Genomic DNA, 16,581 nt, shown 5'->3' with positions numbered 1-16,581 from the left:
TGAACAAAGTGAAATGTACAATTAAATGACTGGTTTTGAGTAGGAAATTCAATTATGCATTTTACATTATTCATTCACTTAAGGATTTATTGGCGTGATATTAATGGTCGGCATCCCAGCCCAGAATATTGATTTCAAACACAATTCCGTTTTGTTTGGGTGTTTGGGGGTTGGGCAGAATGGCTCCGGCGCAAAACTGCACGTGTTTGGTAGCCCAATACATGACGCCGGCTACGCCTACGCTTTGCTCGTTGCGCCCCGAAATCCAGTCGCCCATCAGGTACCATTTATCATTTAGTTTCCATTCATAACCCAGCATCAGACCTGTATGGTTGCCAGCACCGGCAAAGGCTGAGTTACTGACGTAAGGCCCGGCTACTACCTTACGGCCGGGGCTGAGTTCGTATTTAACCAGCCCGTAAGTAAAGTGCGCAAACTCACGCCGGGTGGTATGGCTAAACAGGTTGGTTCCCGATTGGGTACCGAGATTGACCGCTACCCGGGGCGATACCTTAAACTGTTTCTGAAGTGTAGCCAGTACAATAGGCGAAACCGACCCCAGCCGACGTTCGTCGTTGTGATTTAACCGCCATCGTGGCCGAAAATAGGCCGCTTTGCCTACCACATTTACACCGGCATCCCAGCCTTTGCCCAAGCCATACACAAAGTGCCCTTTCGATTCAATTTGTTTTGTGTACACATTGAGTTGATGCTGGTAAAAGACTTTCTTTTCGGGCGTAATATCGCCAGAGGGAATGTTGAAGAGGTTTTGTTGAGCCTTGGCACTCAAACCCAAACCAATAATCCCTACAAGCATGGCCACAACGGACCGTAATATAGTTGTCATGATGAACTGTATAATTTTCTGTACTTTTTTAAGGTTTTTGGGGCTGTACATGAAGAGATGGCATCTCCCTTACTGAAATGCCATCTCTAAAAAAGAAGGTATGAAGGGTATGGATGAGCTCAAGTCTGAGTAAGGTCAACAGGAGCTTGGTGAGATTGTGTTATTCCAGTTTGGCGTCCTGCGCCATCAGGAGAGGAGCATCGCCATTGGTGAAAATAACCTTGGTGTTGGGCGAATTAGCCAACTTATTAAAAGCCTCAATCGACTTGAACTTGATCAGCATAGGGGTTAATCCCTCATTGATGATCTTCTGAGCATCGCGTACACCTTCGGCTTCGATGACCCGGCGTTGCGCTTCCTGCCGCTCCTTGTCGAGTACAAACTGCATGCGTTGGGCATCCTGCTCAGCCGCCAGTTTATCTTCAATTGCCTTGGTCAGGCCGGGGGGCAACGAAATGCTTTTGAGCAGTACCGATTCTACCAGGAATCCCCGCCCTTTGAGTTGTTGGGTCATTAGCTCCCGAATGGCCTTTTCAATTTCGGCCCGCTGCCCCGTGTGCATGTCTTTCGCAAAATAGCGAGAGGCTACATCGGCTACGGCCGAGCGGAATACGGGCAGAATCACGACTTCTTCGTATGAGCGACCAATCTGCTCCACAATCTTGGGGGCTTGAGCACCTTCTACCCGGTACAGAATAGATACATCCGACTGAACCGTCAGACCCTCTTTGGAAGGTAATGGAGAACGAACTTCAATATTGACGGTGCGGGTAGGTACTTTAATAATGCGCGTAATAAACGGATTGAAGACTTTGGGGCCTTCAGAGAGGGCCGTCGGCTGAATTTTACCAAGAGTGCGCTTTACGCCTACCTCACCCTGACGGACTACCGCGCAGCTACTGAGAGTTAGGAGGGCCATACCAGCTATGATGAATGATTGGGGTTTCATGATGGTTATTTGTTGTTTAGTTTATGGCGTCTTACCCGGATGTCCGGTGCAAGTTGTTTGGTTCATTAGCCTGTCGTTGATTGACAGAACAAAGGTGAGACAGAGGGGTTAGGCTTGAATTAGTCTCTAATTAGAAAGCAATTAGAGTTTACCGTGGCAACGGTAGACCCGAGAGCGTGTACTGCCCAATGCTTTGGCGTTGCCACAGGACGGCCCCGAGGGTTGCAACGTGATAGCATTTAACAATAGGCCGTAACAAACCGCCCGTACCGATAAGCGGCACGGGTAAAGCCCCGAACAACTTCAGGCAGCCGGGGTCAGGTATCAGCAGGCGTAAAAAGGAGGTATGCTACTGAAAGAGAGTAAAATACTTTATGGTTGGGCCGGTTGCGAGGGTGCCGTAGCCCGATTGTTTAGTGAGTCGAGTAGTTGCCGAAATTGCAGATGCTGTCGTTCGGTTTCGAGTTGACTGGCCAGCAGCGAGTCGTACCGAACCCGAAGAAAATCATGGGCTTGCTGTAGTTGCCGATTGGCCCGGTTTGAATGTACCCAGCCCGCCAGGCTCATGGCGCAACCGAAGCAGCAAACCAACAACACCCACCACGGTAGGGCTACCCGCACCCGTCGGTTGGGGGGGCTACCAGCCGGCGGACGGGCGTGATGATTGGCGGAGTGATCGATAACATAACGATTCATAAGCGTCGGCAGGGCTGTTTACTCAAGGTGCTACGCTGCGAATCTAAAAAGGCCTGATTAAGCGTATGTTAGGGAGCTATTAGAAATAAATTAGAAGTTATCAGCAGGGGGCGTTTAACCTATTGAAGGGGGAGCACGAGCGTGAAAATAGTCCCCTGTTCGGTACTCGACTCAACACTGATGCGGCCACGATGCAACCGTACAATACGCTCGGTAAGTGAGAGTCCAATGCCGTGACCATGAATGTCTTTGCCGTTGCTGCCCCGCCGGAAAGGCTTAAAAATATGCGGTAATTCATCGGCCGGTAGGGGTGGGCCATCGTTTTGTATCCAAAGAGTCAGTTCAGTAGTGCTGGCACTCAAACGGGCCCTGACCGTATGATTGGGCGAGAACTTGGCCCCGTTTTCGAGCAGGTTATAAAACACCGACTGCAACAAGCTATCGTTACCTGTTATTTGCCAGGCATAGCTTGGCTGTGACGTGGGCTGTTCGAGCAGCACGGCATAGTTGGGATGTTGTTTACTCAGGGTTTGGCGTACTTGCCAGAGAACCTCATCCACAGCTACCGGTTGCATCCGCACGGCCGACTCGTCGAGGCTGGCGTTGGCGAGGCTCATCAGGCCATTGGCCAATCGGTTAAGACCTTTCGCGTCGTCGAGAACCGAGATAATGGTTGCCTTCAGGTCAGCCGGGCTTTCGTCGGTCATGAGCGATACTTCCAGCTGACCCGTGATGGCTGTCAGGGGGGTGCGGAGTTCGTGGGCGGCATTGGAGACAAAGGCCCGCTGCATACGAAACGCTTCTTCGAGCCGGTCGAGCATCCGATTGAACCGACGCGACAGCTGGGTCAGTTCGTCGTTGTTGTTGGCTTCGTGCAGTCGTCGGTTGAGGGCCGAGGCCGTGATCAAGTCAATTTCTTGTACCATTCGCTGAATAGGCCGTAGCATACGCTGGGCAAAGTAGTAGCCTGTAACAGCCACAACGACCGTTGCGAGTAGCCAACCCACCGCCAGCATAATAGCTAACCCGCGCTGCTTGCTGAATCCGTACTTGTCGATGGCTGAAGTAACCACCACGAACCGATTGAGCCGGTCGGCATACGGAACACCCACAATTTCGCGGTCTCCTTCGCGCCAGAACAACTCGCCCTTAAGGCGTATCTGATCGAGCTGATGTTTGCTTACATCGAGGTAGTCGGAGCCGCTTTCATAAATAATCTGGTTGCGATGATTGTAGATAATGATTTCTTCCTGATTAAGAACTGTCATCTGGTTCCTGTCGAGGAGTTTAAACAGGTCGGGGTTGATCGTTTCTTTCCCAAACAGGAGCTCCACAGACGTGAGGGCTTCTTCGCGGAGCCGTTCTTTGTATTCGCGCTGCCGAAAACGCTCTGCAACGGTATAAATCAGAAGACAAAAGATGAGTAGCAACAACGACACAACCGCCGTGAAAAGGAGTGCAAGTCGGGCGCGAATAGTCAGGATAACGTTCATTTATCTTTCAGGACATAGCCCATGCCAATGACCGTATGAATCAGTTTCTGGTTATAAGGCTTGTCAACTTTGTTACGTAAATAGTTTACGTATACGTCAATGACGTTGGTGCCCGTGTCGAAATTGATGTCCCATACATGTTGAGCAATATCGATCCGTGAAACAACCCGGCCCGGATTCTGCATCAAATAATCGAGCAAGGTAAACTCGCGGGCGGTCAGTTCGATGACGTCACCTTGTCGGCGGGCCACTTTGGCGTCGAGATCCAATTCAAGATCGGCGAATTGTAGTTTTTGTTTCCGTCCATCGGCCGGACCGCTGTGCCGACGCAGAAGCGCTTTCACCCGAGCTATTAATTCCAGAAACTCGAATGGTTTCACCAGGTAATCGTCGGCACCGGCTTCAAAACCCAACAGTTTATCGGTGGTTGTGTCGAGTGCTGTCAGCATCAGAATAGGGAGGGATGCATTCTTGCTGCGGATATATTCAGCCAGCTCAAGGCCACTCAAAAAGGGGAGGTTTACGTCGAGCACAATTAGGTCGTAGGCATCAGACGAGAAAAGCCGTTTGCCTTCGCGGCCGTCATAGGCTACATCAACAGAGTACGACTGGGTTTCGAGTCCCTTTTTAATAAATGTAGCGACCTTAACTTCATCCTCAACAACAAGCAGGCGGGCAATAGGGGCCATGGTAGAAAGTAATGATTGTGAATGGAATATTCCATATACGACATTCAATTCAGGAAAGTTTAAAAATTTTCGGATTCAACATGTGTCATAAATGGAGAGGCATAATCTTTGTCATGGCTTGCAGACCGGTATAGTATACGTTGGGTTATTCTCCCCCTTTTTGTGTATATTTACCGATTAGTAACCCTCTAAACGAGACGCCATTAAGGCATGATTGCATACTTAGACGGAACGCTGGCTTACAAAGAGCCAACTTACGCTATCATCGACGTGAAAGGCGTAGGCTACGCGGTTCATATCTCTTTGGCCACGTACTCAACACTTCCCGGCGGGGGCGACAAGGTGAAGCTGTTTACCCACCATATTTTTCGGGAAGATGCCCAACTCCTCTACGGATTTGCGAGTGGCGACGAAAAAACCCTGTTTCAGGACTTAATCAGCGTGTCGGGGGTGGGGCCTAATACCGCCCTGATGGCCTTGTCGGCCCTGAGCCCGTCTGACCTCCGCATGGCTATTTTGTCGGAGAATGTCCGGGTGGTGCAAAGCATCAAAGGGGTAGGTGCCAAAACGGCCCAACGTATTATTTTGGAGTTAAAAGACAAGATGAAGAAGGCCGGTGTTATCCCCGACGGGCCCACGTACCGGCAGGTGGCGGGTGCTAATCCCGTCCGCGAAGAAGCCCTGGCTGCTCTGATGGCCCTCGGCTTTCAGCGCCCATTGGCCGAGAAAAATGTCGATTCTATTCTGCAAAGTGCCGATGGTGCCGACCTGAGCGTTGAAGACGTAATTCGTCGGGCACTGCGCTGACAACCAAAAACTAACAGCGAACAACGAGCAGTGAACAGTTGGCGCTAAATGGTGATCCTTTGTTGTTGATGATTAGTGCATTATTTTTTTAGAAGCTCATACACTGCTTTTCATCTGCGCTTTCTGAGTACCGGATTGTTCGTTGTTCACTGTTCGTTGATAACTGTTCATTGTTCGTTGTTCATTGTTCCCTGTTTATACGATTGGCACGATGTTCGCCGTTTGAAGTGAAGACCTGTGCAGTTGCCGTATCGTGATCTGTCACACCACCGATTTGACGCATTACCAATGGTGAACCCTTACCTTGTTCACGACTTCTTGTTTACCTCTGTGACTACGCTTCAACGCCGGATCAGGCGGCAGGCTGTGGCCCAATGGCTGCTGTGTGCAACGCTGGGGGTTTCGGCCGTTAGCGTGCTGAATACGAACGCACTGGCCCAAAGCGGTCGGCGCGGAACCGTACCCCGGCGCAATACCACCCCGGCGGCTCAGGCAGCCCAACAGGCCGACTCGACCCGTCGTGCCAATGCCCGTCTGGCCGCTCAGGAACGCGCCGATAGCATTCGGGCGGCCCGCTCGGCCAATCGGCGACCTACCGTTAACTGGCCCGACCGCTACGCCACCCGGTTTTCCGAACGCACATCCCGCTCCCCGTTTATCCTGCGCGACCCGCAGGGCGTAGCGACCGATATTCGGCTCGACAGCCGTGATCGCCTGTCGGTTTACGAACAGGTACGGCCGGGCGTCGGTACGCCGGGCGTGGCGACGCCCGGTGTTTCTCCACAGGCTCCGGTCTCCAATACAAACCCGCCCGGCGTGGCCACGCCGGGCGTCGGTACATTGCCGTTTCGGCCGGCCGAGAGTATTCCATTTAGTGAGTATCAGCGTTTGCAAAACGGGCGCGCACAGCAGTCGCTCTGGCGTGATTACAGTGCGCAGCGCGACGGACAAAGTGCCGTTCGGGGGCGTGGGTTGCTTCCCAAACTGGAGTTGCCGCCTGTGGTCGACCGGTTGTTTGGTGGTTCGCAGGTCGATTTTAAACCCAATGGGTTTGTGATGCTCGACTTTGGGTATCTGCATCAGTTTATCGACAACCCGGCCATTCCGGTACAGCAACGGCGGCAGGGCAACTTTATCTTCAACGAGCAGATCAACATCAACTTCAATGGTAAGATTGGTGAGCGGCTCGGTATGCTGGCCAACTTCGATACCAAAGCGAGCTTTAACTTTGAGAATGCCCTCAAGCTGAATTACAAACCGCAGGGCCTGCTTCCACCCGGTTTGCCCGGCGGACTGCCTGGTGGTTTACCCGGTGGCTTGCCCAATGGGCGTAACCTCACGCAGGGGCTGGGAGCGCCTTCGATTCCTGATTTTACGCCCAAGAACGAAAGCATCATTCAAGGCCTTGAGTTGGGAAACATTAGCTGGCCCATCAACAGTCAGCTGATTCCGGGGGTGCAAAATCTCTTCGGTTTCAAATCGCAGCTCCGGTTTGGGCGGCTCAATGCTACGCTGGTGGGCTCGCAGCAACGCTCACGCAAGCAGGAGATTGTGTTGCGGGGCGGCACCATTGGGCGGCCCTACGAACTCCGGGCCGATCAGTACGACGAGAACCGACACTTCTTCCTGTCGCAGTTTTTCCGCGACAATTACGAGCGGGGTTTACGGTCGCTGCCCATGATTACTACGGGTGTGACCATTACGCGTTTGGAGGTCTACGTTACCAACCGGACCAATACCACCGAAACCCTACGTAACCTGGCGGCTTTCTCCGATCTGGGCGAAAACCGGCGGCTCAACAGCCCCAACAACCCGAATGTGCAGATTATTGCTGGCTCGGCTACGGCTGACAACCGCTCGAATACGCTGTACGACCGCCTTCGGAATAACCCCGATATTCGGCAGGTTGACCGGGCAAGCTTTGTGCTCGATGGGCAGTTTGGTTTCCAGAAAGGCGTCGACTACGACCTGTTGCGGGGGGCCAAACGCCTGACCGACCGGGAGTATAAATTTCATCCTGAGCTGGGCTACATCTCGTTGCTGACGCCCTTGCGCAACGACGAGGTACTGGCCGTTGCCTTCGAATACACCTATCAGGGGCGGAGCTACAAGGTGGGTGAACTGACCGAAGACTACCAGAACCGGCGCGACAATGAGGTGCTGGTGCTGAAAATGCTGAAGTCGGCCACCATCCGCAACAACCTGCAACTGCCGATGTGGGACCTGATGATGAAAAACATCTATACCCTCGGCGGGGTAGGGGGCATGGGCGGGGCCGGTGCGATGGCTGGTCAGCAGATCAACCGGCAGGGCTTTCAGCTCCGAATCGTGTACAAAGACGATCAGACGGGTATCGATAACCCCAATTTGCAGGAGGGGCAGAACCTGCGCGACCGGCCGCTGGTGCAGGTGTTCAACATGGACCAGCTGAACCAGCAGCTCGATAAGCAGCCCGACGGCAACTTCGACTTTGTCGAAAACGTAACCGTCGATCCGCGCTTCGGCCGGATTATCTTTCCCGTGCTCGAACCGTTTGGCTCGTACCTGTCGCGGCAGTTTACCGATGCCGAAGAAGACCTGCGGGCCAAGTACGTATTCAACGAGCTGTACCGCCTGACCCTGGCCGATGCCATTCAGGTACCCGACCGCAACAAGTTTTTCCTCAAAGGAAGTGTGCAGTCGGGCGTAGGGCCGTCCGTGCAGTTGCCGTTTGGGGTGAAAGAAGAATCGGTGCAGGTATCGGCCGGGGGCGTTCCTTTATCGGCCGGGGCCGATTATATTTTCGAGGCTTCGACGGGCCAGCTCCGAATTCTGAATGAGAGTGTGGTGGCATCGGGCCGCGAAATCCGGATTGCCTACGAACAGCCCGACTTGTTCCAGAACCAGATTCGCCGACTCATCGGTACCCGGCTCGACTACGCCATCAGTCCCGACATTTCGGTGGGTATGACGGCCATGAACATGCGCGAGACCCCCGCCGGTTTTCTGACCCGCGTGGCCATCGGCAACGAGCCGGTCAACAACACGATTCTGGGCTTCAACCTGAACCTCCGGAAAGAACTGCCCGGCCTGACCCGCTTCGTCGACAAGCTACCGTTCCTCCAAACCAAAGAGCTGTCGACCATCGCGTTACAGGCCGAGGTGGCTCAGCTTTTTCCCGGCGTGGCGCCCCGCGTGAACGATAACTCCTTTATCGATGATTTCGAGGCTGCCCGGACCATCTTCGACCTGACCCGGCAGCCGACTCGCTGGCGTTTGGGAGCCACCCCGCTCCAGTTTCCGCAGGGGACGATTCAGAATCCGCTGGAGTACGCCTACAACCGCGCCAAAATTTCGGTGTACAGCGTCGACCAGACCATTTACAACAATACCTTGCCGGGGGCTATTCCGCTCAACCTGTCGGAAGAAGACAAGCGGAATTTCTACGAGCAGTACTTTTTGCCCAATCAATTGTTTCCCGGTCGCTCAACGCCAACCGTTGTACTGCCAACCCAAATCCTCGACGTAGCCTACTTCCCCAGCGAGCGGGGTATGTACAACTATAACCCCAACCTGACCCGCGAGGGCTTTCTGCCCAACCCACGCCAGAACTTCGGTTCGGTAACGCGGGCTGTGGGTTCGGATATTGATTTCGACAATGCCAACGTCGAAACGCTGACCTTCTGGATGATGGACCCATTTTTGCCCGGTGAGCGGGGCAAGGTGCGGGCTTTCCCCGACGACTCGCGCAACAAGCCCAACACGACGGGCGGGCGGCTGATTTTTAACCTCGGCGATATTTCGGAAGACGTGGTGAAAGATGGTCGGTTCAATTTTGAGAACGGCCTGAAAGTAAATCCCGAAGACCGGGGCCCCGACAACGACACCACGGCCTGGGGTAAGGTGACCCGGCAGCAGTTTGTGACCAATGCCTTCTCAAATCAGGCCGGTGACCTCGAACGGCAGGACGTGGGCCTCGACGGGTTAACCAATGCTGAAGAGCAGCAGAAGTTTGCGGACTTCCTCACCCAGATTCGGCCCCGGGTCAATGCCGATGCCTTTGAGCAGATTCAGAGCGACCCCTCCAACGACGACTTCCGGTTCTACCTCGGACCGCAGGCCGACTCGGCTAAGTACATCGTAGCCCGGTATAAGCAGTTTATGGGCATGGATGGCAACTCCAAAGACCTCAACAACCGCAACCAGTTTCTGACGCCATCGTCGACCAACCTGCCCGATATTGAGGATTTGAACGTCGACAATACCATCAACGACAACGAAGCCTACTACGAGTACCCCATTGATCTGCGGCCGGGACAGTTGCAGGTGGGTCGGGGCTACATTGTTGATAAAATCGAAACGGAGGGGACTACCTGGTACCAGTTTCGGATTCCGGTGCGCGACTTTGCCCGGAAGGTCGGCAACATCAACGGCTTCAAATCGATCCGGTTTATTCGGATGTACCTGACTGATTTTCAGGAGCCCGTAGTGCTTCGGTTTGGGCAGCTTCAACTGGAAGCGAACCAATATCGCCGGTTTACGGGCGACCTGAATCAGCGTGGTTTGCAGGAGGTGCCCGAGCCGTACGACGCTCAGTTTAAAGTAACTACGGTCAATATCGAAGAAAACAGCCAAAGCACAACGGCCGTTACCGGGGGTGGGGTGGCGCAAACTAAATATCGGTACACGGTGCCGCCGGGCTTCCAGCGCGACCGCGACTTTACGCAGATTGCCAACGTAGAGCTCAACGAGCAGTCGATGGCCTTGAGCGTAACCAACCTGCGCGATGGCGACTCGCGGGGCGCTTTCCGCATCACCAACCTCGACCTGCAATTCCGCAAGCGGCTCAAGATGTTTGTGCACATGCACAACGAGCAGGACGAAAGCGGACAGGTAGCGGCCTTCATGCGGATCGGTACTGACTTTACCGACAATTATTACGAAATTGAAACGCCCGGTCTGCGGGCCACCCCTTCGTCGGCCATTGCCGATACCGAAGTATGGCCCAACGAGAACGAAATAGATATTCTTCTACAGGACCTGATCGACCTGAAAGTCCGGCGGAATGGGGAGCTGACCCGTCGGTCGGCGGTGCCTTACGAGGGACAGGCCGTCGACCCCGACGACCCGTCGAAGGTGTACAAGATTACGGTAGTGGGTAACCCCGACCTAAGCGCGGTGCAGTCGGTGATGATCGGAGTGCGCAACCCGCGTTCGGCCGATCAGCAACCCAAAACGTTTACGATCTGGGTGAACGAACTCCGTACCAACGGCTACGACCAAACCGCCGGTAAGGCCGGGGTAGTGGCCATGAACGTTAAACTGGCCGACTTTGCCAACGTGACGGCCTCCGGTAAGTTTACAACCTTCGGGTTTGGCGGGGTGCAAACCAAAGTAGGCGAGCGCACGCGCGACCTCACGGTGGAGTACGGGGTATCGTCGGCGGTGTCGATCGACAAGCTCTTCCCCGAAAAGTGGGGCCTTCGGATTCCGATGTATTTCAACGTCGATTCCCGCCGGATTGCCCCGCAGTTTGACCCGCTCGACCCCGACGTGAAGCTCGAACAGTCGTTGCTGGCCTTCCCCGATGGCTCGGCCCGGTCGGCCTACCGCCGGATGGTTGAAGACCGCACCATGCGCCGAGGTATTAACCTCTCCAACGTGCGGAAGGTGAAAACTAACCCCAACGCGAAGAATCATTTTTACGACGTCGAAAACTTCGGGTTCTCGTATGCCTTTAATGACATTGAGCGTACCAATATTCTGACCGATCAGTACCTGCAACGGCAGTACCGGGGGGGCATTACGTACACGTACAGCCCGCAACCCCGCGTGATTGAGCCGTTCAGGAACGTGAAAAGTCTGGAGCGCAAGTACCTGTTCTGGCTGAAAGATTTCAATCTGAGCCTGGTACCCTCCGTGGTGTCGATACGGACAGATATGGACCGGAGTTTCATCAAAACCCAGCTCCGCAATGCTGATCCCACTGCTGCGGGCAGTGGCGGAACGGGTCTGACTACCCTCGGTGTGGCTCCGTTGTTTGAGAAATACTTCCTGTTCAACCGGTACTACGACATTACCTGGAACCTGACCAAAAACCTGTTGCTCACCTACAAGTCGCAGGCTAACGCCATCATCGACGAGCCAGCGGGCGACATTGATCGGACCTGGAAACGGGACTCGATCTGGCAGAGCGTGCAGAAACTGGGGCGGATCAAAAACTACCAGCAGGATCTGCGGTTTACCTACCGGCTTCCGCTCGACAAACTCCCGCTCACCGACTGGATTGCGGCCGATGTCAACTATGGCATGGGCTACCAGTTTCAGGCCAACGCCTTCGGCCTGACCGACTCCACCGGAGCGTCGTTTGGCAACGTACTGCGCAACAACCGGGAGCGGGGCATTACGGGGCGTATCGACCTGGTGTTGCTGTACAACAAAATCAGGGCCTTGCGCTGGGCCAATACGCCCTCGCCGGTGCGGAAAAACTTTGCCCGTAGTCCTGGTGATATTGAGGAAATTGTGCGGAACGAAAACCGCCTGCTTAAGTCGGCCACGCGGGTGCTGCTGACCGTGCGCGGCATCAACTTCAACTACACCATTCAGGAGTCGACAATTCTGCCCGGTTTTCTGAGCACACCCCGGTTCTTCGGGCTCGACCGCGCGGGCGCGCCGGGGCTTCCGTTTGTGCTGGGTGCGCAGGATCGGCAGATTCAGATTAAGGCAGCCGAGCGGGGCTGGCTCACCAACAGCACCGTGCTCAACACGGCGTTCCAGCAGAGTATTGCCAAAAACTTCACGGCAACCACCAACCTGGAGCCGTTCAAGGATTTCCGGATGAACGTGCAGATGCGGCTCACCCGTGCCGACTCGTATCAGGAGTTTTACCGGCCTTCAACCGTAGGTGGCAACTTCGAGAGCCAAAGCCCGGTGCGTAACGGTCAGTTCAGCATGTCGTTCTGGTCGTTCCGAACGGCCTTCAACGATCTGGGCTTTAGCTCGCGGGTAAACAACAATGCATCGACCCTGTTTAAGCGGTTTGAAGACAACCGGAAAGAGATTCTGGCGCGGTTGCAGCAGGTAAACCCCACCGAGCCGGGCCGACCGGGCAGCTATACGCTCAACTCGCAGGATGTCTTGATTCCGGCGTTTTTTGCCGCCTACAGCGGGCAGAGTGTGAAGAAAACGAGCCTGTCGCCGTTCTACAATTTCCCCCTGCCCAACTGGCGTATCGACTACACGGGGTTGAGCAGCTTGCCGATGTTCCGTAAACGGTTCAACTCGTTTACGCTGGCACACAGCTACACGTCGAATTACAGCGTAGGCAACTTTGTGTCGGCCCTCGACTACTCGGCTATGCTGGTCAATCTGGCTGTAATGGACTACCCACTGGCGAGCCGGGCCACGCTCGAAGGCCTGTACATTCCGGTGTTTGTCATGAGCACGATCCAGATGACCGAGCGGTTTGCCCCCTTGCTGGGTGTGCAATTCCAGACCAAAAACCGCTGGTCGGGCCGGTTTGAGTATAACCAAAGCCGCGATGTAGCGCTCAACCTCTCCAACGCGCAGGTGGCCGATCTGACTAACAAAGACATTACGGCAACGGTAGGGTACACCAAAAACAATTTCCGGTTGCCTTTTATGGTTAACGGGCAGCGTCGGCGGTTGAAAAACGATATGACGTTCCAGTTTCAGTTCACTCTGCGCGACACCCGGGCCATTCAGCGTAAGCTCGATGCCGAACAGATTGTGACGTCGGGTAACTACAACTTCCAGATTCGCCCCACGATCAATTACGTCGTGAGCCGCCGATTGAACCTGAATTTCTATTTCGACCGCACATTCAACGATCCACTCGTGCTCAATTCGTACCGTCGGGCAACCACGGCCGGTGGGGTACAGGTGCGTTTCAACCTGGCCGAATAAGCAGTATTGCTACCGTATTGAGATGTCATCTTGTTTGGAAAGATGACATCTCTTTTGTTTTCTATGGGCGCTTCTTTTTAAACAAGACGACATCTCTGAGGCCGCTTGTCAGCTTCAAGCCAGCAGCTTAGGCGTTAAGATTAGATTATATATGAAAAAATTAACAAATAAATTTTTGATAAAATAGCTGTGAGTTCCAACTTTGGGGGAAAGTAGTCTACTACTTCACTGGACTCTTTGCTATGTCGTCACCGTTACTAAACAAGCCTATTGTTACGAATCAACTGGTTATACTACTGGTTGCGGGCTTGCTGGTTGTCCTGACAACGCACTTGGGGTTAATGCCGCTTGATCCGGGCGATGAATCGCGCCGGGCGCTGGTTGCGCTCGAAATGAAACTGTCGGGCGATTACCTCACACCAACCCTCAACGGTGAGCGGTATTTCAACAAACCGCCCCTCTACAACTGGATTATTCTGGGTTCATACGCCCTGTTTGGCACGTATTCGTCCTTTGCCCTGCGCTTCCCGATGCTTGTCTCGTTGCTCCTGTTCGGGCTGACAATCTACGGGTTTGTGTGCCGGTACACCTCACCCACGGTCGCGTTTCTGGCGGCCCTGATGACGCTCACCACCGGCCGGGTATTGCTGTACGATTCGTTGTTCGGCTTAATCGAGATTACCTACTCGTGGGTTACGTACACGGCCATGCTGCTGGTGTTTCACTTCGAACAACGGCAAAAATACACGCTCATGTACCTGAGCAGCTATGCCCTCACAGCGGTTGGGTTTATGCTCAAAGGGCTACCGTCAATCGCGTTTGAGGTGCTGACACTGGTTGGTTGGTTGGGATACACCCGGCAATGGAAACGGTTGCTGCATCCGGCGCATCTGGCGGGGGTGTTGCTATTTGCCGGATTGCTGGGCACGTATTACGCGGCTTACTTCAGCCGTAACCCGATTCCGCTCGCCGAGGTGGCTGGCGTACTGTTCAATGAGAGTGCAAAACGGACGGTTGCTCATTTCGGGATTGGGCCAACCGTGCTGCACCTGTTTACATTTCCGGTCGAGGTTTTGTACCACTTTGCGCCCTACCTGCTTTTGGTTGCTCTGTTATTCCGGCCCGGAACTCGCGCCCTTATTCGGCAGCATTCCTTTATTGCGTTCAATGCGCTGACGTTTGGGCTTACCGTGTTGGTGTACTGGACCTCACCCCAAACTTACGGCCGTTACCTAATTGGCCTGATGCCGTTGCTCCTGACTGTGCTGGCTTATCTGTACGCCAACCACAGTACGCCAACCGAGCCAACCCGGTTCTGGGTGGAGCGGATCTGGCTGGCGGCTACCGGTATTCTGGCGGTTGGGTGCTGGGCCACACTGTTTGTGCCGGCTACCCAACAACTGCCCGGCGTGGTCTGGAAAACAGGCTGTATATCGGTTGGGCTGGCCCTACTGAGTGTGCAGATGGCCCGGCAGTCGGCCAACCGGTTAGTCTGGCTAATGGCCGTGATGCTGGTTATTCGGTTAGGCTTCAATTGGCTGGTACTGCCCGGCCGGGCCGCCAAACGTACGCTGTATAAGCAGCAGACCGAAGAGGCCGTTCAGGCCACGCTGGGTAAGCCGCTGTATGCGTACCGAAACACGATTGTGTTTGATGGCGGTGCCGACCTCAACACATTTCATATTGAGGCCTTACGGGGCGATGTGCTCCGGCGTAGTTCGCAAAAAGTGCCGGGGGCGTACTACATCGCCGATTCGGCCAATCTGGTGGGCGAGCAATACCGGGTTGTACGCCCAATAACCCTGTTTGATCGGCATTCGGCCTACGTAATCCAGTTTAGAGACCATGATTCCACGCCGTAGAAACCCCCTAAGACGTCGATTTGCGCAGGCCGTCGGGACGCTCGGGAGCCTGCTGGCGCTCGCCCGCACGGATGTACAGGCGCAGGTTCGGCTTGTACCCGACGAGCGGGAGCTTGGCCTCAGTACGCAGGTGGGCCTTGGCAGCCCGGCCCGGTTTGTGCCCAACAGTGAGCGGGCTGCGGTAGGGGTAGAGGCTTCGTTTAACCGGCTGCTGGTTCGGCAGCAGAACGGTGTGCCGTGCGGGCCGCTTGCCCGAGCGGGTGTTTTTGCACAGGCTTATTCGTTTCGGAACCCGGCCGTGCTGGGGCATTCATTGGGGGCCGCGCTGTTTTACGAGCCACAACTGTTCAGCTGGGGCCGTTTGGCAGTCTCGGGCCGGATTCTGGCAGGTGTCTCGTACGTGAGTCGGCACTATAATGCCGAAACCAACCCGACCAACCGGGCCATTGGTACAGCCCTGAATGGCCTGATTGGGGCAGGGTTGCTGGCCCGGTACGTGGTGGCTCCCGGGTGGCGGCTGCTGGCTGGGCTGGAAGGAAAACACCTGTCAAACGCGGGGGTTCGGTTACCGAATCAGGGCCTCAATACGCCCGCACTCACGGTTGGTATGACCTATTTTACCGGTGCGTCGGGGGCACAGTTGGCCAAACGGCCCAAATGCCTTCCGGGTGTACCGGGTAAACGGCTGCTTGCCCGGATGGTCATGCTGGGGTCGACGCGGGTTTTGCCGGCCACCACCGACCGCCCGGAGCGCGGCTACTCCATCTGGGGGCTTAATCTGGTGGGCGGGTATGCCGTTTGGCGGAGCCATTATCTGTCGGGTGGGGTAGAGGTGCTCGACGATCGGAGTTTTCGGGAGCAGCTTCGGCGGTGGCATGGGAGTTATCAGCCGCATCGGCAGGTAACCATGCTGGCGGGCTACGAATGTTGGATGGGGCCCTTCGGTCTGACCGCGCATATGGGCTGGAATGTGGTCCGCCCCCCTACGTATAATCCGATAACGTACCAGAAGTACAGCCTGCTGGCCAAAAGCCGATCGGGCCTGACGGGAGGAGTGGCGGTAAAGGCCTATGGCGATGATACGAAGAATATTCAGCTCGTTTTGGGGTATTCTCTCTGATAACCACCCACTTCTGAGTGTAAGTAATATTCTGTGTACTATTTTGCTGGACTAAGTAGGTAAATGGCTTTTGTGTAGGTAATGTTTTTTTGGAAAAAAATTACATGAACATAAAGTCATAATTTCTATATATCCTGTTCGGGCCTTATCTTTGACTGCTTGGAAGAAAGTTCTGACGGGATTCGCCCTAAAAGCAGGAATAAAATTTGTTTT

Annotated in this window: 9 protein-coding genes; 4 read left to right on the top strand and 5 right to left on the bottom strand. The window is 54.5% G+C overall.

All coding sequences use genetic code 11. From position 1 onward, the window contains the following. Positions 1-100 precede the first annotated feature (100 nt). The 5 genes from RUDLU_RS0108250 to RUDLU_RS0108230 form a co-directional block, all read right to left on the bottom strand. Positions 101-847: a hypothetical protein gene (locus RUDLU_RS0108250; RefSeq protein ID WP_044130095.1), complete on the bottom strand. Its 747-nt coding sequence runs from the start codon at positions 845-847 to the stop codon at positions 101-103. 160 nt (positions 848-1,007) lie between these two features. Then, complete coding sequence (locus RUDLU_RS0108245; RefSeq protein ID WP_019987895.1) at positions 1,008-1,796, bottom strand: prohibitin family protein; 789 nt, start codon at positions 1,794-1,796, stop codon at positions 1,008-1,010. Between the two features lie 372 nt (positions 1,797-2,168). Next, a complete protein-coding gene (locus tag RUDLU_RS0108240) occupies positions 2,169-2,492 on the bottom strand; it encodes a hypothetical protein (RefSeq protein WP_019987894.1) in 324 nt (107 codons plus the stop codon). Between the two features lie 119 nt (positions 2,493-2,611). Further along, the gene (locus RUDLU_RS0108235; protein ID WP_019987893.1) at positions 2,612-3,985 is read right to left on the bottom strand and encodes a HAMP domain-containing sensor histidine kinase; all 1,374 of its coding nucleotides are present in this window, start codon (positions 3,983-3,985) and stop codon (positions 2,612-2,614) included. Next, positions 3,982-4,674: a response regulator transcription factor gene (locus RUDLU_RS0108230; protein ID WP_019987892.1), complete on the bottom strand. Its 693-nt coding sequence runs from the start codon at positions 4,672-4,674 to the stop codon at positions 3,982-3,984. The genes RUDLU_RS0108235 and RUDLU_RS0108230 overlap by 4 nt, the downstream gene beginning before the upstream one ends. 210 nt (positions 4,675-4,884) lie before the next feature. On the opposite strand from RUDLU_RS0108230, the gene ruvA reads away from it, so the two are divergent. The 4 genes from ruvA (at position 4,885) to RUDLU_RS0108210 (ending at position 16,368) form a co-directional block, all read left to right on the top strand. Continuing rightward, positions 4,885-5,481 (top strand): Holliday junction branch migration protein RuvA, encoded by a 597-nt coding sequence (ruvA, locus tag RUDLU_RS0108225; RefSeq protein WP_019987891.1) that lies wholly within the window; start codon positions 4,885-4,887, stop codon positions 5,479-5,481. 288 nt (positions 5,482-5,769) lie between these two features. After that, positions 5,770-13,386 carry a T9SS outer membrane translocon Sov/SprA gene (gene sov, locus RUDLU_RS0108220; protein ID WP_019987890.1) on the top strand — a complete coding sequence of 2,539 codons (7,617 nt, stop codon included), beginning with the start codon at positions 5,770-5,772 and terminating at the stop codon, positions 13,384-13,386. A gap of 242 nt (positions 13,387-13,628) precedes the next feature. Further along, positions 13,629-15,248: an ArnT family glycosyltransferase gene (locus RUDLU_RS0108215; protein ID WP_157580124.1), complete on the top strand. Its 1,620-nt coding sequence runs from the start codon at positions 13,629-13,631 to the stop codon at positions 15,246-15,248. Beyond that, positions 15,232-16,368 carry an acyloxyacyl hydrolase gene (locus tag RUDLU_RS0108210; protein ID WP_019987888.1) on the top strand — a complete coding sequence of 379 codons (1,137 nt, stop codon included), beginning with the start codon at positions 15,232-15,234 and terminating at the stop codon, positions 16,366-16,368. Before RUDLU_RS0108215 ends, RUDLU_RS0108210 begins: the two co-directional genes overlap by 17 nt. Positions 16,369-16,581 lie beyond the last annotated feature (213 nt).

Origin of the sequence: Rudanella lutea DSM 19387 (assembly GCF_000383955.1) — a bacterium.
GTDB classification, from domain to species: domain Bacteria; phylum Bacteroidota; class Bacteroidia; order Cytophagales; family Spirosomataceae; genus Rudanella; species Rudanella lutea.
This window is presented reverse-complemented; position numbering and strand designations above follow the sequence as displayed.

Coding starts and splice junctions, on each gene's coding strand:
- RUDLU_RS0108235 (WP_019987893.1), bottom strand. CDS start 3,985: ATGAACGTTATCCTGACTATTCGCGCCCGACTTGCACTCCTTTTCACG.
- ruvA (WP_019987891.1), top strand. CDS start 4,885: ATGATTGCATACTTAGACGGAACGCTGGCTTACAAAGAGCCAACTTAC.
- RUDLU_RS0108240 (WP_019987894.1), bottom strand. CDS start 2,492: ATGAATCGTTATGTTATCGATCACTCCGCCAATCATCACGCCCGTCCG.
- RUDLU_RS0108250 (WP_044130095.1), bottom strand. CDS start 847: ATGACAACTATATTACGGTCCGTTGTGGCCATGCTTGTAGGGATTATT.
- RUDLU_RS0108215 (WP_157580124.1), top strand. CDS start 13,629: ATGTCGTCACCGTTACTAAACAAGCCTATTGTTACGAATCAACTGGTT.
- RUDLU_RS0108230 (WP_019987892.1), bottom strand. CDS start 4,674: ATGGCCCCTATTGCCCGCCTGCTTGTTGTTGAGGATGAAGTTAAGGTC.
- RUDLU_RS0108210 (WP_019987888.1), top strand. CDS start 15,232: ATGATTCCACGCCGTAGAAACCCCCTAAGACGTCGATTTGCGCAGGCC.
- RUDLU_RS0108245 (WP_019987895.1), bottom strand. CDS start 1,796: ATGAAACCCCAATCATTCATCATAGCTGGTATGGCCCTCCTAACTCTC.
- sov (WP_019987890.1), top strand. CDS start 5,770: ATGGTGAACCCTTACCTTGTTCACGACTTCTTGTTTACCTCTGTGACT.